The sequence below is a fragment of the Lysobacter enzymogenes genome, assembly GCF_017355525.1.
GTDB classification, from domain to species: domain Bacteria; phylum Pseudomonadota; class Gammaproteobacteria; order Xanthomonadales; family Xanthomonadaceae; genus Lysobacter; species Lysobacter enzymogenes_C.
Genome location: NZ_CP067395.1, coordinates 1,016,330 through 1,035,415, shown reverse-complemented (window position 1 = coordinate 1,035,415; position 19,086 = coordinate 1,016,330). Strand labels below are relative to the sequence as shown.

At 69.9% G+C, this 19,086-nt stretch carries 13 protein-coding genes; 12 read left to right on the top strand and 1 reads right to left on the bottom strand.

Annotated elements, in window-relative coordinates:
- Nucleotides 1–443: 443 nt before the first annotated feature.
- The 9 genes from JHW38_RS04155 to JHW38_RS04115 all read left to right on the top strand — a co-directional run bounded on the left by JHW38_RS04155 (nucleotide 444) and on the right by JHW38_RS04115 (nucleotide 15,531).
- Nucleotides 444–7,310 carry a hypothetical protein gene (locus JHW38_RS04155; protein ID WP_207524765.1) on the top strand — a complete coding sequence of 2,289 codons (6,867 nt, stop codon included), beginning with the start codon at nucleotides 444–446 and terminating at the stop codon, nucleotides 7,308–7,310.
- Nucleotides 7,307–9,307: a hypothetical protein gene (locus JHW38_RS04150; RefSeq protein WP_207524764.1), complete on the top strand. Its 2,001-nt coding sequence runs from the start codon at nucleotides 7,307–7,309 to the stop codon at nucleotides 9,305–9,307. Before JHW38_RS04155 ends, JHW38_RS04150 begins: the two co-directional genes overlap by 4 nt.
- A 2-nt stretch (nucleotides 9,308–9,309) precedes the next feature.
- Nucleotides 9,310–10,023 (top strand): SCO family protein, encoded by a 714-nt coding sequence (locus JHW38_RS04145; protein WP_207524763.1) that lies wholly within the window; start codon nucleotides 9,310–9,312, stop codon nucleotides 10,021–10,023.
- On the top strand, nucleotides 10,010–10,618 hold the full coding sequence (locus JHW38_RS04140; RefSeq protein ID WP_207524762.1) for an SCO family protein: 609 nt from the start codon (nucleotides 10,010–10,012) through the stop codon (nucleotides 10,616–10,618). Before JHW38_RS04145 ends, JHW38_RS04140 begins: the two co-directional genes overlap by 14 nt.
- A gap of 209 nt (nucleotides 10,619–10,827) precedes the next feature.
- Nucleotides 10,828–12,309, top strand: coding sequence for a c-type cytochrome (locus JHW38_RS04135; RefSeq protein WP_207524761.1), 1,482 nt, complete (start codon nucleotides 10,828–10,830; stop codon nucleotides 12,307–12,309).
- A gap of 212 nt (nucleotides 12,310–12,521) precedes the next feature.
- Nucleotides 12,522–12,950, top strand: coding sequence for a 30S ribosomal protein S6 (gene rpsF / locus JHW38_RS04130; RefSeq protein WP_207524760.1), 429 nt, complete (start codon nucleotides 12,522–12,524; stop codon nucleotides 12,948–12,950).
- Nucleotides 12,951–12,972: 22 nt separating this feature from the next.
- Nucleotides 12,973–13,203 (top strand): 30S ribosomal protein S18, encoded by a 231-nt coding sequence (gene rpsR / locus JHW38_RS04125; protein ID WP_031372470.1) that lies wholly within the window; start codon nucleotides 12,973–12,975, stop codon nucleotides 13,201–13,203.
- Between the two features lie 154 nt (nucleotides 13,204–13,357).
- The gene (gene rplI, locus JHW38_RS04120; protein ID WP_207524759.1) at nucleotides 13,358–13,810 is read left to right on the top strand and encodes a 50S ribosomal protein L9; all 453 of its coding nucleotides are present in this window, start codon (nucleotides 13,358–13,360) and stop codon (nucleotides 13,808–13,810) included.
- 308 nt (nucleotides 13,811–14,118) lie between these two features.
- Nucleotides 14,119–15,531: a replicative DNA helicase gene (locus JHW38_RS04115; RefSeq protein ID WP_207524758.1), complete on the top strand. Its 1,413-nt coding sequence runs from the start codon at nucleotides 14,119–14,121 to the stop codon at nucleotides 15,529–15,531.
- A 33-nt stretch (nucleotides 15,532–15,564) separates the two neighbouring features.
- Here the strand turns inward: JHW38_RS04115 and JHW38_RS04110 are convergent, their stop codons facing one another.
- On the bottom strand, nucleotides 15,565–15,807 hold the full coding sequence (locus JHW38_RS04110; RefSeq protein ID WP_207524757.1) for a hypothetical protein: 243 nt from the start codon (nucleotides 15,805–15,807) through the stop codon (nucleotides 15,565–15,567).
- A gap of 198 nt (nucleotides 15,808–16,005) precedes the next feature.
- Between JHW38_RS04110 and JHW38_RS04105 the strand changes: the two genes are divergently transcribed.
- From JHW38_RS04105 to JHW38_RS04095, 3 genes are read left to right on the top strand one after another with little or no spacing between them, the layout of a single operon-like run.
- The gene (locus JHW38_RS04105) at nucleotides 16,006–17,574 is read left to right on the top strand and encodes an aKG-HExxH-type peptide beta-hydroxylase (protein ID WP_207524756.1); all 1,569 of its coding nucleotides are present in this window, start codon (nucleotides 16,006–16,008) and stop codon (nucleotides 17,572–17,574) included.
- Entirely contained in the window at nucleotides 17,571–18,722 is a 1,152-nt protein-coding gene (locus tag JHW38_RS04100; protein WP_207524755.1) for an aKG-HExxH-type peptide beta-hydroxylase, read from the top strand. Before JHW38_RS04105 ends, JHW38_RS04100 begins: the two co-directional genes overlap by 4 nt.
- The gene (locus JHW38_RS04095) at nucleotides 18,719–19,003 is read left to right on the top strand and encodes a hypothetical protein (protein WP_207524754.1); all 285 of its coding nucleotides are present in this window, start codon (nucleotides 18,719–18,721) and stop codon (nucleotides 19,001–19,003) included. The genes JHW38_RS04100 and JHW38_RS04095 overlap by 4 nt, the downstream gene beginning before the upstream one ends.
- The last annotated feature ends 83 nt before the right edge of the window (nucleotides 19,004–19,086 follow it).

Sequence of the window (19,086 nt, the reverse complement as noted above, 5' to 3'; positions counted from 1 at the left end):
AGCGCACAAACAAACACATATCGGCCTCGCAGCTCCGATCGGCGCTGCAGGGTAGATTTGCCGTGCTTTGTTGGTTTAAAAATACAATGATTTCAATTAGTTGAAATGAAAGTTTCCAGCGCTTTCTGACTCGCGTTCCGGCGCCGCCGCGCGCAATTTCGCCGCGCGATTTGCGCGCTCAACTGCAAGCGATTCCACGCGCGCCGCGCGCGCTTGCGCTGCGGGTTCGAATACGCGCGCGTCCGCGCCCTGTCGCATTCGATGGGACGCCTGTGCCTATGCTGAAACCAGCATCGCCGCGCGCCTGAAGTTCCTCGGCCGCGTCGCTGCACAGCGGGGAGCAGGCGACCAGGATCGATCACGGAATCGACAGCGGCCAGGGACCGGCGTCGCGCAAGGCATGCGCCGGTCCGCGTCCGCACTAGGGACGGGGGACGACGGGCATGACGCGCAAAGCCGGAATCATCGCGGGGCTGGGGTTGGGATTGGCGTTGTTCGGGATCCAGGCGCGGGCGCAGCCGCCCGGGCCGGGCGCGGTGGCCGGATGCCCGGCCAACGCGATCGTCGCCGACGTGGTCGCCATCGATCATCCGATGGTGTTCAACCGCCTCGGCGCGCAGAACGTCAACTGGATGATGTACGCGCTGCGCCACGATCTGGTCGCGCCGGTCAAGCAGATCGACGGCAGCGTGCGCTGGCGTCCGCTGGACTACAGCGGCGACGGCGAGACCCGCTTCCAGAAGGCGCGCGAGACCAAGACCAGCCGCGAAATCGCCCTGCGCCCGGACCTGCGCCCGCGCCCGCTGGTGCTGCGGGTGCCGGCCGGCCGCCACCTCTACGTGCGCCTGACCAATCTGCTGTCGGTCTACGACTCGCCGCCGCGCTCCAACACCGGCAACCCCTACGACTCCGACGCGCTGCCGCTGGCGGCGGCGCATCCGATGAATCAGGCGGCCAAGGACGCGCAGGGCCTGTCCGGCGACCAGCGCATCTTCCATATCGACGATCAGGTCAACAGCCGCAGCGTCGGCTTCCATCCGCAAGGGCTGGAACTGGTCGGCTCGATCGCCAGCGACAGCTCGTTCGTCGGCCGCAATCCGAATAGCCTGGCCAAGCCGGGCGAGAGCCGCGACTACTGCTTCTACGCGCCGGCCGAAGGCGCGTTCCTGGTCAGCAATCCCGGCGCCGCGTTCGGCGGCGAGGGCAGCGCCGGCGACAGCGGCGTCGGCCTGTTCGGCGCGGTCGCGGTGCAGCCGCAGGGCGCGGCGTTCTATCGCGCCCAGGTGACCGAGGAGGAGTTGCGCCTGGCCACGCGCGCGGGCGCGGCGACGCCTTCGGGGCATCCGGTGATCGACTACGAGGCGCGCTATCCCGCGTGTTCCGTGGGCGGGGTCTGGTGCGAGGAAGGCAAGGGCGGCCAGCCGATCCTCAACATGCTCGACGGCAACCGCATCGTCCACGGCGACGTCAACGCGATCGTGATGGGCGCTGGCAGCGACGACGGCCGCTTTTCCGCCAAGACCTATCCGCTGGAGCGCGTCGGCAAGCGCAATCCCAGCGTGCCCAACCGGCTGGAGCCGTTCCGCGAGTTCGTCTCGGTCTACCACGACGAAAACGCCGCGACCCAGGCCTTTCCGTACTTCTTCGAGCATCCCGAACTCGGCCACACCCTGCACGGGGTTCGCGACGCGTTCATGATCAACTACGGCTCGGCCGGCGTCGGCGCCGAGATCATCGCCAACCGGCTCAAGGCCGGGCCGATGCAGGACTGCATCGACTGCGCCTACGAAGAATTCTTCCTGTCCGCGTTCGCCGTGGGCGATGCGGCGATGCTGGTCGACAAGCCGGTCAACCTGCGGGTCGGCCGCTGCCAGCCCGAGTTCGTCGAAGCCAACCGGCTGAAGGAAGCCGGCCAGAACTACAACGACTCGCACTACGAGGGTTTCCGCAAACAGTGCGTGTGGAACGACGACAAGCGCGAGCCGCCGTTCGCGACCGCGGTGTACTACCCGCACGACCCGGCCAACGTGCACCACAGCTACATCGGCGACCTGGTCAAGTTCCGCAACGTCCACGCCGGCAAGGAACAGCACATCTTCCACCTGCACAACCACCAGTGGCTGTTCAATCCCAACGACGACAACGCCAACTACATCGACGCCCAGGGCATCGGCCCGGGTTCGGGCTACACCTACGAGATCGCCTTCGGCGGTTCGGGCAACCGCAACAAGACCGTCGGCGACGCGATCTTCCACTGCCACTTCTATCCGCATTTCGCCCAGGGCATGTGGTACATGTGGCGCAACCACGACGTATTCGAGGCCGGCACCCGGCTCAAAGTCAGCGAAGCCGGCAAGGACGGGTACCACTCCGAGGCCTACGGCTTGCGCGACGGCACGCCGGCGCCCGGCGCGCGCGCCTTGCCCGACGGCGAGATCGTCGCCGGCGCGCCGATCCCGGCGGTGGTGCCGCTGCCCGGCAAGGCGCTGGCGCCGATGCCGTTCGCCGTGCACGTGGAGCCCAAGAGCACCGGCCTGGGCTCCAAGGCGGTGCTGACCTATCCCAACAGCAAGCAATGGCTCAATCCCGGTTATCCGTTCTGGGTCGCCGGCGTGACCGAACACGACGGCGGTCCCGCCGCGATCGGCCATCGTCCGACTACGCCGCCGCTGGACATGGTCGACAACTTCACCGACCCGGTCACCGGCCAGGACACCAAGCCCGGCGGCTTCGACGGCGGCCTGCCGCGGCACGCGCTGGCCGGTTACGCCGAGGGCGGCAAGGACGAGTCGGTGCTGAGCCGGCTCTCGGCCAAGAAACACATCAAGCAGGCCAAGCCGATCTATTTCTACGAACGCGGCACCGGCCTGGAACAGGTGGCGATGGCGTTCCACGCCAAGCGCGCGCACGCTTCGCACCGCTACGGCCGCGGCGGCGCCGTCAGCGCGGCCGACTTCATCGTCAACGGCGCGCCGGCGATGCCCGGCGCGCCGTACAACGAGCCGTGCATCGACGACCGCGGCCAGCGCCTGGTCGCCGGCGGCGACGGCGCGTTCTTCGGCGGCAAGACCCTGGACGCGATGATCGCGGTCAAGGACGCCTTGCCCGGCGGCATCGAGTTCGGCGCGACCAATCCGCGCATCTACAAGGGCGCCAACATCCAGCTCGACGTGGTGTTCAACAAGCTCGGCTACCACTATCCGCAGCAGCGCATCCTGTCGCTGTGGCAGGACGTGGCGGAAACCCTCGACGGCAAGCGCCCGCCCGAGCCGCTGGTGCTGCGCATGAACACCTTCGACTGCGCGATGTACCAGCACACCAACCTGGTGCCGAAGGATTTCTACGCCGACGACTACCAGATCACCACGCCGACCGACGTGATCGGCCAGCACATCCATCTGCCCAAGTGGGATTTGACCTCGGCCGACGGCAGCGCCAACGGCTGGAACTACGAGGACGGCACGTTCTCGCCCGGCGCGGTGCGCGAGCGCATCGCGGCGATCAACCATTGGAACGAGGCCGAGGTCAAGGCCGGCCGCGCGCCGGTCGCGACGCTCGACGGCGCGGTGGAATTGAACCCGCGTCCGCATCCGTTCTTCGGCACGGCGCAGTTCCAGCGCGACGACTGCGACAAGCTCTGGAAGGAAGTGGGCGGCGATTTCGACCGGTTCGAGAAGGAGTGGGGCGCCTATCCGCGCGTATGCGACTGGCTCGGCGCGCGCACCACCTTGCAGCGCTGGTTCTCCGACCCGGTGGTCAACGCCGGCGGCGTGCACCGCGGGCTCGGCATCACCTTCACCCACGACCACCTCGGCCCGTCGACCCATCAGCAACTGGGGCTGTACGCGACCATGCTGACCGAGCCGCCAGGCTCGATGTGGTACCACAACGAAAGCGGCGCCAAGCTGTACGACACCGCCAGCCGCAACGACGGCGGCCCGACCACCTGGCAGGCGATCATCACCGGCAAGGACCGCAAGCCGATCAACGTCGACCGCGATAAGCGCGACGATTCGCACCGCGAGTTCTTCCTCCAGTTCGGCGATTTCCAGCACGCCTACCTCAAGGGCAAGTACGTCGGCGTCAACAAGGAGGGCGTGGCGTACGAGTACGCGCCGGAGGCCAAGGCCGGGCCCGATAGTTACCGTTATGCGATCCATCCGTCGGTGCGCAAGCCGGCCGATGCGGCCGCCGGCGTCGTGCCCAAGGACATCTTCAAGTACGACAGCCACTGCCCCGGCGGTCCGCAGGCCAACAAGCTGCACGGCGCGGTCTATGCCGCGGGGGAGAAGCCGCCGCGGCCGTGCCCGGAAGCGATCTCGGCCGACGACATCGGCATGATGGTGGTCAATTACCGCAACGAACCCGTGGCCGCGCGCGTCTACAACGACATCAAGGGCGTGCAGCACGGCGGTTTCGGCGGCGATCTGGCGTACGCCTTCCAGACCCGCACCGACCGCGCGATCGATCAGCTCAACGAAGTCGCCGGCGATTCGCCGTATTCGCCGCTGACCGGCGGCGTGCTGCGCGGCGATCCGTTCACGCCGATCCTGCGCGCGTACTCGGGCGACCTGATCCGGGTCAAGGTGCAGGCCGGCTCGCACGAGCACGAGCACAACGGCGCGATCAACGGCCTGACCTGGCTGCAGGGCGGCTCGGGCTACGGGCAGGCGCCGCATTCGGGCTGGCGCAACGCGCAGAACACCGGGCTGTCGGAGCAGTTCACCTTCGCCGCGCGGATCGTCGATTACGCCACCGCCAACAACCAGACCGACCGCCTGTACACCGTCGACAGCGGCCAGGACGGGCTGTGGAGCGGGGTGTGGGGCGTACTGCGCAGCAGCAATCGCCTTCATCCCTTGGGCAAACTCGGTCTGCAGACGTTGCCGAGCAATCCGCGGCCGACCTTGCTGGCGACGCATCAGGGCAAGGTCGCGCTCAACGACTGCCCGCGCGGCGCGCCGGTGCGCAGCTACCACGTGGTCGCGGTGCTGGCGAACCAGGCGCTGACCAACTCGCTGGACGTGAAGATCCCCAATCCGTCCGGGGCCGCGCTCGATCCCACGGGCGGCACCCTGGTCTACAACCCGCGCCGGACCGAGCTCACCCTGCAGGTGGTCGACGACAAGGGCAACCCGACCGGCGAACGCAAACGCTACGGTTTCGGCCCGCTGCACGATCCGACCGCGGTGCTGTTGCTGCGCGAAGACGACGTGCAGGCCGTGCAGATCGGACGGCGTATCGTCTACAAGCTACGCGAGGGCCGTCCGCTGGAACCGCTGGTGCTGCGCGTGGCCGCGGGCGAGTGCGCCCAGGTGGTGCTGCACAACCGTCTGCCCGCGAATGCCAAGGACATGCCCGACCTGGACGGTTACACCTCGCTGTCGGGCATCGTCCGCCATGGCTACGCCAACGCGCTGCCGTCGCAGACCTCGTTCAACAACAACCAGATCCGCGCCTCCAACCACATCGGCCTGCATCCGCAGATGGTCCATTACGACGTGCACAGCGGCGACGGCAGCGTGGTCGGCGTCAACAAGAACTCGTTGGTGCCGCCGGGCCGCAGCTACGTCTATCAGTGGTACGCCGGCGTGCTCGACAGCGGCAGCCAGCAATTCGTATGGGAAACGATGACCGGCAGCGCCGCGTGTCCGTTGTCCTCGCAGCGCGAGCTCGACGACAGCCTGGCGGTGCTCAACCGCTTCCCGCTCAACCCCACTCTGCGGCCGCTCGCGCAGCTCTACGACCAAGCCTTGTTCGACGAGGTCAAGAGTACGGTGTACGCCCAGTTCTTCGGCAACGACCGCACCGGCAAGGCGGCGCCGGCGGCGATCAATTCGGAGAGCGATGGCGAATTGAACCGCGCCGCCGGCAGTTGCGTGCAGGTGCCGGCCAGCGTCGCCGAACCCGACAAGGGCTGGCCGGTCGACGACGAGTCGGTCGCCGACGCCGCGCCGGTCGGCGAGGACGAGGCGGTGGACGGCGTGTTCGACCGCGAGGCCGAGTTCGTCCGCCGTCAAGGCTGCGCTACCGACGGCAAGCGCAATGCCGACTTCGTCGCGGCGATTGCCGGCAACGGGCTGGACGAACGTCAGGCGCAGCGTTTTGCCGATGCGCTGTCGGCCAGCTTCCTGTTCGAGCTCGACGGCCTCGACGACGGCGTCACCGCTTCGCCCGCGCCGGACGGCCGCAAACCGCGCGTCGCGCTGGACTGGCGCGAGGCCCGCTATCCCGAACTGGCCGCGTCGCTGACGCCGCGGGACAGCGACAGCACCCAGCTGATCCGGCTCGCCGCCAGTTGCCGCTTCGTGCCGGTCGAGTTCGGCGGCGGCAATCTGACCCCGCCGGATCGAATCAAGCAGGGCCAGAAGGCCGCGGTCGGCGCGCTGATCGTCGAGCCGCAGCGCGCCGCCTGGAGCGAGTACCACGACGACCGCGCCATCGACCGGCAGAAGCCGGGCGCGACCCAGCAGAACCAGCGCGCGACCCGCGCCACCGCGACGGTGAGCTATCCGGTCAACGTCGCCAACGCGGCCGGCAGCCGGGTGACCCAACGCTCGATGCGCGATTTCGCCATCGTCCACCAGAAAGGGTTGAACTTCCGCTACGCCGACGGCTCGGCCGCGGCCAACCTCGCCGCCGAGCGCGAGGACGCGCGCATGAGCCCGGCCCAGACCGCGCCCGAGGACGCCCAGGACGCCGGCCACATGGCGATCAACTACGGCAGCGAACCGCTGTGGTTCCGCTACGGCCTGGCCCCCGACGCGCCGTTCGGCCGCGACGGTTTCGGCGGCGCGACCGAAGCCTGGCAGGCGTTCTCCAACCAGTGCTGCGGCAACGCCGGCTCGGTCGCCACCGCCACCGCGACGGTCGGCGAGCCGTACGTGCCGATCATGACCACCAGCATCGGCCTGGAGACGCGCCTGCGCGTGCTGATGCCGACCGGCATCGGCCGCGGCACCATCTTCAGCCTGCACGGGCATGCGTGGGCGCGCGATCCGTATCTGGCCGAGCGGGTCGACGATCTGGGTTACCCCAAGGGCAGCGGGCCGGGCGACTGGGGCATCGCGTCGCGCTGCATCGGCGGCAATCCGCAGCAGATGACCTTGGGCGGGCAGGAGAGCGTGACGGCGATGGCGCACTACGACGTGGTGCTGCCGGCGGCCGGCCGTCACGGCGTCGCCGGCGATTACCTGTGGCGCGACATGGGCGGTTTCGGCATCAGCAACGGGTTGTGGGGCATCGTGCGGGTGACCGGCAGCGCGCAGTCGGTCAAGTCGGTCGGGCTGCGTTCGTGGTGCCTGCAATGAAGTCGCGCCGGCAGGCCGCGGCGGGCAGGGCCTGCGCGTTGGGCTGGGCGGCGGCGCTGGCGTTCGCCGCTTCGCCGCTCGCGTTCGCGGCGCAGGGCTCGCCTGCCGCCGGCGCCGAACGCGCCGCCGCGCCGGCGTATCTGGAACGCAGTTTCGAACGCGAAGGCATCGGCGTGCGCCTGCGCATCGAGCCGGCCTCGGCGCAGGCCGCGGCGACGCCGCGCGCCGGCGATCCGGTGCGGCTGGAGCTGGAACTGCGCCGGCTCGCCGACGGCCAGCCGCTGTCGAACCTGCCGGTCGGCGCCTGGCTCGATCACGAGGTATCGGTCGCCTCCGGCGCGGTGCCGGCCTGCGGCCAACGGGTCGCGTCGATCCTCGGCGCGGGTTTGATGCAGCGGCCGCTGCTCGATCTGACCGGCTACTACGTGCTGACCCTGGACGCCGAAGGCAGCGTCTCGGTGCTGGACCCGGCGGTGCGTTTCGCCGGCCGCACCAGCCTGTACGCGGCCGTCGCGCTGGGCGGACGGCCGTTCGACTGGGTCAAGACCGGCGACGACCGGCTGCTCTACGTGGCCCTGCCCGAACGGCGCGAAGTGGTCGCGATCGACCTGCAGGAACTGGCGGTGCGGCAGCGCATCGCGGTGGCGGGGCGGCCGACCCGGCTGGCGCTGAGTCCTGACGGCCAGCAGTTGTGGATCGCGCAGCGCGGCGCGGACGAAGCGGCGCCGACGGCTTCCGACCGGCGCGCGACCGATGCCAGCGCCGCCGACGCCGACCACGAACGCGTCGACGTCTACGCCATCGCCGACGGCCGCATCGAAACCGGCTATCGCCTGGCCCCGGGCCATCACGAAATCGCCTTCAGCGACGACGGCCGCTACGCCTACGCGAGCAGCCGCGACAGCGGCCGCCTCAGCGTCATCGACAACGCCGCCGGGCGCGTCGTGCGCGAGGTCGAACTCGGCGGCCAGCCGCTGTCGCTGCTGTACCTGCCGGCGCAATCGCAGCTGTGGGCGGTCGACGGCGCGCAGGGCGCGATCCACCGGCTCGGCCGCGGCGGCGCGCAGATCGACCGGATCGCGCTGGAGCCCGGACTCGGCCCGGCCCGGCTCACGCCCGACGGCCGCCGCGTGCTCGCGCTCAATCCGGCCCAACACCGTGTGCATGTGCTCGCGGCCGCCGACGGCGCGCTGGAGCGCAGCCTGACCGTCTCCGGCCGTCCCTACGACCTGTTCTTCAGCCCGCGCTACGCCTACATCCGGCCGCTCGACACCGAGCAGGTGGCGATGCTGAGCCTGGCCAGCCTGGAGCGCGAGCCGGCCTTGCAATACCTGCCGACCGGCGCGCAGGCGATCGGCGCGTTCGCCGGTTTGCCGGTGGCCTCGAGCATGAGCGAGAACATGGAACGCGCCGGCGCGTTCTTCGCCGCGCCCGGCGAGCGCACGGTCTATCACTACATGGAAGGCATGAACGCGCCCGACAGCAGCATCCGCGCGTACGGCCACACGCCGATGGCGGTGGCGATCAGCCGCCGCGGCCTGCGCGAGCACGGCCGCGGCCGCTACAGCGCGACCTTCAAGCTGCCCGCGCAGGGACGCATGGTGCTGGCGCTGGCCAGCGAATCGCCGCGCCTGCGCGAATGCCTGGCCTGGAACGTCGAACCGGCGCCGCGCAGCGCGGCGGCGCGGCCGTGGACGCTGCATTGGCTCGGCGCCGGCGAACAGCGCGTGCGCCGCGGCGAAACCGCCGAATTCGCGCTGAGCCTGCAGCCCGCGCCCGGGCGTGCGGCGCCGCCGGCGGCGGCCTTGGTCGCCTGGGTCGTGTCCGGCGCCGGCGGGCTGGTCGAGCGCTGGCCGCTGCAGGCCGGAGCGCGCGCCGGCGAGTACCGCGTCCGCGGACGCATCGACCGCGCCGGCGGCTACTTCGTGCACGTGCGCGAAGCCGGCGGCGCGCACGCAGCGGCCGGCGAGGTGCCGGCCGCGTTGACGGTGGAGTGAGCATGGCTGCGAGAACACGGACGTCGCTCGAATTCCGCCGGCGCCAGGATGCGTCGAGCGCGGCCGCCGCCCGGCCGCTGCGCCTGGCCGCAGCGCTGTTGTGGCTCGTCGCGGCGCTAGCCGCGCCCGCCGCGGCGAGCGCCGATGCCGACCCGCACGCGGCCCATCGCGCCGCGATGGCCGCCGCGCCGGCCGGCGCTACGGCCACCACGGTGGCCTTGCCCGGCGTGCGCCTGCGCCAGCGCGACGGCAGCGAACTGCGGCTGGACGCGCAGGCCTTCGGCGACCGTGTCGTGGTGGTCGATTTCGTGTTTACCAACTGCACCACGATCTGTCCCGCGCTGACCGCGATCATGGGCGCGGTGCAGACCCGCCTGCAGCGCGACGGCGCCGGTGGCTGGCAACTGTTGTCGCTGTCGGTGGACCCGGCGCGCGACACGCCCGCGCGCATGGACGACTACGCGCGCAAGGTCGGCGCGGGCGAGCGCTGGTGGTGGCTGACCGGCGAGCGCAGCGAAGTCGAGCGCGGCCTGCGCGCGTTCGGCGTGCCGCCGGGGCCGCCGGAGGAACATGCGCCGATGGTGCTGGTCGGCCATCCCGCCAGCGGCCGCTGGCTGCGCTGGGTCGGCATGCCCGATCCGCAGCAGCTCGCCGCCGCCGTGCGGCAACTGCGCGAACGCGCCGAAGCGGGGGAGGGCGCTCATGCCGCGCATTGAATGGTTCGCATCGATGCTGGTCCTGGCGGCATTGGCCGCGCCCGCGCGCGCCGACACGGCCCATGCCGCGCCGGTTGCGCCTGCCGCGTCCGCCGATCCCGAAGCGCGCGGCCGCGCCTATTTCGGCGATGCCGAACTCACCGACCAGGACGGCCGCCGGCAACGGTTCTACAGCGATCTGCTCAGCGACAAGGTCGTGCTGATCAACGTCGTGTTCACCCGCTGCCCCAGCGCCTGTCCGCTGATGACCCAGCACCTCAAGGCGGTGCGGCGGCAACTCGGCGACCGTTTCGGGCGCCAGGTGCGGTTCCTGTCGTTGTCGGTCGACCCCGCCTACGACACGCCGCAGGCGATGAAGCGCTTCGCCGCGCAGCAAGGCGTCGACGAACCGGGCTGGCGCTTCCTGGTCGCCGACGAGGCGACCACGCGCGCCGTGCTCGGCCGCCTCGGCCAGTGGAGCGACAAGGCCGAGGACCACACCACCTTGTTGATCGCCGGCAACGCGCGTCGCGCGCACTGGACCAAACTGCGTCCGGACGCGCCGCCGGAGCGCATCGCGGCCGATTTGCGCCGGTTGGCCGGCGAGTCGCTGTGATGGCGGAGGGGGCGGCGGATCGGCGGGCCGCCGTAATGGCTGCTGCGGGCGCGGCGGATCGGCGGCGACGTGTCGAGGCCGCGGCATCCACGTTGGCGGCAGCGGTTGCGGCGGCGGAAGCTACGAAAGCGCCGGCCGCGACCGGGCATCGCGCACCTGCCTGGCGCAAGGCCGTCGTCGCGTTGCTGTTGTGTTTGTCGCTGACGTCGATGTTGACGGGCGCAGCGTCGGCCGCAGACAGACAGTCGCGGCCGCGGCCCAGCCCTGTCGCTTCGTCGGCCTCCGACCCGGCAGCCACAGCAGACACCACGAGCGCCACGAGCACCTCGCACACCGTAGCCACCACGAACACCACGAACACCAACACCGCCGCGCTCGACCTCGGCCGCCGCCTGTACCAACTCGGCCTCGGCCGCGACGGCCGCGAGATCGGCGCGCGCATGGGCGCCGGCGGCACCGTGGGCCTGCGCGGCGGCGCGGTCGCCTGCGGCAACTGCCACGGCGGCGACGGTCGCGGCGGCGGCGAGGGCTGGGTGCGCGCGCCCGACCTGCGCTGGTTCGCGCTCGGCCGCCCGCGCCTGCGCGAGGACGGCAGTCGGCGCCCCGGCTACGACCGCGCCGCGCTCGCCCGCGCCCTGCGCCTGGGCGTGGCCGCCGACGGCGCCGCGCTGGATCCGGCGATGCCGCGCTACGACCTCGCCGACGACGAACTCGACGCCGTGCTCGCGCACCTGCGCGGGCTCGACCGCGACGCCGGCGCAGCGGGCCCGCCCGCGTTGCTGGTGCTGCTGCCCGAGCCCGCCGCCGCGCCCGCCGAGCGCCTGCTGGAAGGCTGGCGCAACTGCCCGCCGCCGCCGGCCGCGGCAGGCCGCAAGCGTCCGGCGCTGGACGTGCTGCGCTACCGCGACTGGCCGCAGGCCGCCGCCGAACTGGCCGAACGCGAACGCGCCGGCCGCGTGGCCGCGCTGTTCGCGCCGTACCTGATAGGCGTCGAAGCCGACGTCGCCGCCGCGCCGCTGCCGTCCGAACTGCCGCTGCTGTTGCCGGTCAGCCTGCGCGGATTGGCACCGGACGCGGCGAACGTACGCTTCCGCTTCGCCCTGCCGGGCCAGCTCGAACAAGCGCGTGCCCTGATCGCCGAGCGGCCGCGGATCCGACGCTGGCGCCTGTACCGCGACCCGGACGATCCGGCCGCCGTCGCCCAGGCCCGGCGCCTGAGCGCGGAACTGGCGCAGCGCGGCGTCGCGGCCGAAGAAACCGCCAGCGTCGCCGGGGCCGGCCCGGTTCCGCTGCTGGCGCTGTCGCCCCTGCCGCCGCCGGCCGCGGGCGCCGCCGCCGCCGCCCCATCGCCCGCGCTCGCCGTGCCCGCAACCAACCTGGACTGGAACGCCGCCCGAGCCTGGCGCGATCGCGGCGCCGCGCTGCGCATCGCCTATGCCTATCCGCCCGAGGCCGCGGCGACGCCGGGCCGCTGGATCGGCCCGCAACAGGTCTGGCACGCGCTCGGCTGCGAGCTGCTGGCGCAACTGCCGCCGGTGCCGGCCGCCGCCGCCGGCCTGCCGGCCTGGCGCCAACGCGTGGCCGCGCTGCCGCCGCTGCGGCTGCAAGGCTGGTTCGAACTGCCCGCGCGCCCGGTGTCCGGCAGCGATCTCGTAACCTTGGGAGATTGGCCCGAGCCGCCGGCGCGTTGAGCCGGACCGCGGGAACGGGCGGCAGGCCCGGGACGCCGCGCCGCAGCCGCGGCCCGAAACCGCCGATTTGCGCCAGCCCCCGGCACCGGCCATAATGCGCGGCTCCCCGAAGGCCAGTGCCTTTGCGGGACCTTGCTCCACCGGGCCTCGAGGCCTCGGGGGGCTGAACGGGGCCGCCGTCGGCGGTCCTTCATCCACAAGGAATCACAGCAATGCGTCATTACGAAGTCGTGTTCCTGGTCCACCCGGATCAGAGCGAGCAGGTCCCGGCCATGGTCGAGCGCTACAAGTCGCTGATCGAAGCCGGCGAGGGCAAGATCCACCGCCTGGAAGACTGGGGCCGCCGTCAGCTGGCCTACCCGATCGAGAACCTGGTCAAGGCCCACTACGTCCTGTTCAACATCGAAGTCACCCAGACCGTGCTCAACGAGCTGGTCGACGGCTTCCGTTTCAACGACGCGGTCCTGCGTCACCTGGTCATGAAGCGCGACGAAGCCGACACCGAGCAGTCGCTGATCATGAAGTTCAAGGACGAGAAGGGCGACAAGCCCGAGCGCGGTGAGCGCCGTCGTCGCGACGACGACAGCGACAGCGCCGTCGGTTCCGCCGATAGCGCCGAAGACACCACCGAAGCCGCCTGATCCCTTCTAGGAACTCATTCCCATGTCCAAGTTCTTTCGCCGCCGCAAGTTCTGCAAGTTCACCGCCGAGGGCGTCAAGGAGATCGATTACAAGGATCTCAACACCCTGCGCCAGTACCTGACCGAGACCGGCAAGATCGTGCCGAGCCGCGTCACCGGCACCAAGTCGAAGTACCAGCGCCAGCTGGCCACGGCGGTCAAGCGCGCGCGTTTCCTCGCGCTGATCCCGTACACCGACAACCACAACGCCTAAGAGCTGGCGGATAGCGGCGGCTTTGCCGCTTAGGAGATAGGAGGTGGCGGCTTTCGCTAACTCTTATCTCCTATTCGCTATCTCCTGATTTTAAGTTCGGACAGCGAATCCTGCTGCGGGCCTACAGGCCCGCTAACGAATACGGAGCAATCCCATGCAACTGATCCTGCTGCAGAAAGTCACCAACCTCGGCAACCTCGGCGACAAGGTCAACGTCAAGCCGGGCTACGGCCGCAACTACCTGGTTCCGCAGGGCAAGGCCGTGCCGGCCACCGCCGCCAACCTGGCCGAGTTCGAGACCCGCCGCGCCGAGTACGAAGCCAAGGCCACCTCGCTGCTGGAAGGCGCCGAAGGCCGCAAGGCCAAGCTGGAAGGCGTGGAGGTGACCATCACCGCCAACGCCGCCACCGAAGGCAAGCTGTACGGCTCGGTGACCCCGCGCGACATCGCCGAGGCGCTGACCAAGGCCGGCTTCGAAGTCGGCAAGTCGGAAGTGATCATGGGCGAAGGCCCGATCCGCCGCACCGGCGAATACGACGTGCTGATCCACCTGCACGCCGACGTCGAGACCACCGTCAAGGTGATCGTGATCGGCGAAGCCGCCTGATTCGCATCAGCGGATCGCGGTAAGCACGAGGGGCGCCGCGAGGCGCCCTTCGTTTTGGGCGTTCACTTCGTGCGAGCGCGCATTGGATCGCAATCTCTGCGACTGCTGAGTCTTACAAAGAAGTTCACCAGTTATCCACAAATTTTCCAGAGGCTTGTGCGCAGCAGTCCACCGCTTGCGCGGCTAGGATGGAAGTCGCTGGCGGCGTCGATTTTTGCTGGATCGAGCGCCGAATTAGCCGCGCCTGCGCACGGCCAAACGTTTCAACGCCCGCCCCAGCGGCCGCATCGACCAGGATCGCCTTCCCGATGAGCTCACGTCCCGGATTCCGCGGCGAAAAACGTTTCGAGACCCGCGCCGAACAGCGCATCGACCAACTGCGCGTGCCGCCGCAATCAGTCGAAGCCGAGCAGGCCGTGCTCGGCGGCCTGATGCTGGCGCCCGACGCCTACGACCGCGTCGCCGACCAACTGGTCGAGGAAGACTTCTATCGCCGCGACCATCAGCTGATCTACCGCGCGATCCGCGAGCTGGCCGAGCGCAGCCGCCCGTTCGACGCGGTGACCCTCGGCGAATGGTTCGATTCGCAGGGCCTGAGCGAACAGGTCGCCGGCGGCGCTTACCTGATCGAACTGGCGACGACCACGCCGTCGGCCGCCAACATCGCCGCCTACGCCGAAATCGTTCGCGACAAGGCGGTCATGCGCAAGCTGATCGAAGTCGGCACCGAGATCGTCAACGACGGTTTCCAGCCCGATGGCCGCGACAGCAGCGAGATCCTGTCCAAGGCCGAGCAGCAGGTGTTCGCGATCGCCGAAGCCGGCGCGCGTGGGCGCACCGACTTCACCCCGGTGACCAAGGCGCTGTCGGAAGCCTTCGACACCTTGCAGACGCGCTACGCCAACGGCGGCGCGGTGACCGGCCTGCCGACCGGCTACACCGAATTCGACGAAATGACCGCGGGCCTGCAGAACACCGACCTGCTGATCCTGGCCGCGCGTCCGGCGATGGGCAAGACCACCTTCGCCCTCAACATCGCCGAGCACGTCGCCTTCCGCACCAAGAAGGCGGTCGCGGTGTTCTCGATGGAAATGTCGGCCAGCCAGCTCGCGCTGCGCCTGATTTCCTCGGTCGGCCGGGTCAACGCCCAGCGGCTGCGCTCGGGCCAGCTGGAAGACGAGGATTGGGCGCGCGTGACCGGCGCGATCCGCCAGCTGCGCGAGGTCAAGATCTTCATCGACGACACCCCGGGCCTGTCGCCGGACGTGCTGCGCGCCAAGTCTCGCCGGCTCAAGCGCGAGCACGACCTGGGCCTGATCGTGATCGACTACCTGCAGCTGATGTCGGTGCCGGGCAACCAGGAAAACCGCGCGACCGAAATCTCGGAGATCTCGCGCTCGCTCAAGCACCTGGCCAAGGAACTCAACCTGCCGGTGATCGCGCTGTCGCAGCTCAACCGCTCGCTGGAACAGCGCGCCGACAAGCGCCCGGTGATGGCCGACCTGCGCGAATCCGGCGCCATCGAGCAGGACGCGGACATCATCATCTTCATTTACCGCGACGACTACTACAACAAGGAAACTTCGCCCGACAAGGGCTTGGCCGAGGTCATCATCGGCAAGCAGCGTTCCGGCCCGACCGGCTCGCTGAAGCTCAAGTTCTTCGGCGAATACACCCGCTTCGACAATCTCGCCCACGATTCGATCGGCAGCTTCGAGTAAGCGGCTTCGGGCAAGCCGCTTCGACCAGCCGTTTCAAGCGGGCCGCGTCGAAAAGCGGCGACGCCCGGCCGCGACGGCCGGGCAGGGCGCGCGGCGCTGCACCGCCGAACATTTCATCATCGATTCGCGCGCGCTTGCCGGGCGCGCGTTCGCTTGCACGCCGCAAACCCGTGTTGCGGTGCAGCGCCGCACGCTGGCGTTCGCTAGGTCCGGCGGGCGCAGCGCGGCCGCGCAATGCAGCAACCGCGCGCGATTGCGCCGATCGTCGGTGTGCATTTGCGCAATCGGCCGCATCGACACGCTCGCCGCATGCGCACGCGTTGTTTCTGCGACGCGCTTTGCGATTTATCCGTACGCCGCGCCGCCGCGCGATGCCGCGGGCCGCATACAGAAAAAAACTTGTCGCTTTGCGATGCGCATGCACAAAAGCGCATGACACCTTCTTGCTATAAGCCAGTGCACCGAACGCAGGCGATGCGCGCAGCTGTCGCTTACCTGTCGTTTCGCCAGCCAACGCTAGCACTCAGCCAGGAAGGTCTTCCCATGAGAGATCTGATCCAGCAAGTCGACGCGGGCCTGCAGGCCCACGACGAGTTCGGCGATTCGCGACAGATCGTCCGCCTCAACATCGAACGCTACAAATTCGCGCTGGCGGTGCTGGCGCGCGAGGACGCGCGCTTGCGCGCGGCGCTGCCGGCGGTGGAGGCGTTGAGCCATGCGCAAGCCGATACATTGTTCGGCGACCTGTTGCTGCGCGCCGAACTGGAAGCGGAGATCGAACGCCTGGAAACCGGCGTCGCGCCGATCCATCAAGCCGGCCTGCTGGCCTGGAGCCTGGAACGCAGCCTGGCCCGGCGCGACGATCCGCTGAGCCTGTCGGCGGCGGCGATGCAGCGGCGCTTCGTCGCGGGCCCCGATCTCGACGGCCGGCGCATCTGGATCTGGGATCTGGCCGACGCCGCCGAGCCTGCCGCAGACGCGCTGCGCGAAGCGCTGCGCCTGGGCTTCATGCCCGGCGGCCATTGCGAAGCGCAACTGGTGCGGCCGAGCGCAACGATGGTCGCGCAACTCGATCGCGCCTGCACGCTGCTGCAAACCCTGGTGCCGCACGTCGCGCGCAGCGTGTTCGGGCATCTGCACTCGGTCGCCTTCGCGCACATGCGCAACGAGCGCGGGCCGATGCTGACCGCCTCGGGCGGCGACTCCACGCCGTGCATGATCTTCATCGCGCCGGAGGAGCTGGCCAATCCCTGGGACACCGCCGTGCACATCATGCACGAGGCCGTGCATCTCAAGCTCTCCGATATGGTCCGCACCAGCGCCGCGGTGGTGCGCGAGGACATGGTGACGCTGCCGTGGGGCCGCGAGATCTCGGTCTCCAACTGCCTGTTCGCGTTCCATGCTTACGTGCATTTGCAGGTCTTCCGCACCGCGGTCGAGCGACTCGGGCCGGAACTGCACGCGATCTACGGCGCGCCCGAAGACTATCGCGCGGGAACCCGCGCGCACGCGATGTCGGTGGTCAACAACGCTTCGACCGCGCCGTTCTCGCGCGGCCACGAGCGCATGGCGTATCTGGCCCAGCAGTTCCGCAGCGAGTGGTCGCATTACCTGACCCCGTTCGCGCGGCGCATGGTCGATTGGCTGTGCGCGGCGATCGCGCCGTTGATCGACATGCCGGCCGAGGCCGCGCCCGTGGCCGTGGCCGCGGGCGACGCGCCGGCCGGCGCGCCGACGGCGTCGGTGCGTTACGCCAAGAACCCGCATTTGCAGTTGCGGCCCATTCAGGACCGCGGCGTGCTGTTCGCGGCCGATCCCGCCCAGCCGAAGATCCGCAAGCTCAATACCGCGGCCTGGTTGATGTTCGAACTGTGCGACGGGCGCAGCGAACTCGATCTCACCCAGGCGTACGCCGATCTCGCAGGGCTCGCCAGCGACCGCGCCTGGCGACAGGTCGAGCCGACGTTGGGCAGTCTGGTCGCCAACGGAATGATCCTGCCGCAAGGACAAAGCGCCGCCGCGCGCGAGGGGAGGGCCGCATGAACGCTCATTTCCAGGCCGTCGCCGCCGCCGACCTTGCGCTGTCGGTGCAGCCGAACTTCGGCGACTCCGAGCGCATCCTGGCCAAAGTCTATGCGCGCTACCGTTTCGGCAGCGAACTGTTCGCCGAGCGCCTGCCCGGCGTGGCCGCGCTGCTGGACACCGTGGAGAACCTGCCCGACGCCGACCTGCGCCGGATCTTTTTCGACCCGCTGCTGCGGCTGGCCGCCGAGGACGCGTTCTCGGAGTTGGAGAGCGGACGGCTGGCGTCGCCGCACCGTCTGGAACAGTTGCTGCCGCGCGCGCTCCAGGCGCTGCCGGCGGGACTGTGCGAATCGCATATGCTCGAACGCTGGGAACTGCAGTCCGGCGAGCGGCACTGGATGTGGTCCATCGTCGGCAGCCGGGATCCGCATGCCCTCGAGTTGCAGGCCGCGTTCGACCGCATCTTCTCCGACAACCCGGCCAACCGCGGCGCGCTGCTCAATCCCGACGCGTCCGCGCACAAGAAAGTGCAGGACGCGATGACCCTGCTGTCGATGCTGCTGCCGCGCTCCGGCCCGGCGGCGCTGCGCCACGTCGGCGCGATCGCCTTGCTGGAAGCGCAGCTGGAAGGCGGCATCGTGCTCTCGGCCGCCGGCGGCGACCTGACCCCGTCGACCGTGTTCGTCTCGCTCGATCAACTCGGCAATCCCTGGGACATCGCCGGCTGCCTGCTGCACGAAGGGCTGCACATGAAACTGTTCGACGCCGCGCGATCGGTGTCGTTGGCCAAGGCCCCGGACGCGACCATCCAGGTGCCGTGGCGCAACGTGCGCTGGTCGATCGTGCGCGCGATCTTCGCCTATCACGTCTACGTACACCTGTCGCTGTTCAAGGCCGCGGCCCTGGTCGCCGATCCGCGCTGCGCGGAATTGTTCGGCGATCCGGCGGCGTACGTGAGCCGCGCGCACGCGATGTCGGTGGTCAACAACGACACCGCGCACCAGTACGGCCGCTCCATCGACCGCGCCCGGTATCTGGGCGAAATGCTCGAAGGCGAGTGGTCGCACCTGCTGTCGCCGGGCGGTTTCGAGCTGATCCACTGGCTGCGCAGCTCGTTGGCGCCGGTGGATGCGGCGGTGTTCGCCGATGCCCGGGAGGCCGCATGAACGCGCAGCGCAGCGTACGCAAGGCCGCGGGGGTGCGTTCGCGCGCGGTGCCGCAGGCCGAGTGCCTGATGGTGTTCTCGCCGCAGTCCGGCCGCATCCACTGGCTCGGCCTGGACACCTGGTTGTTGTTCGAACTGTGCGACGGCCGCAGCGTCGACGCGGTGGCGCGCGGCTATGCCGAACTGGCCGGCGACAAGCTTGGCGGCGACGCGCAGGGCCGCGCGCTGCGCGGCCTGGAGTCGTTGCTGGGCAGCCGCTTGATCGAAGCCGACGCCGCCTGAGCCGGCCGAGCCGCTCGGCTATGCCGTACACAGGTTTGAGAACCGGGCCCGCGGGCGGGCCGAACAGGAAGGAGCAGTCGCAG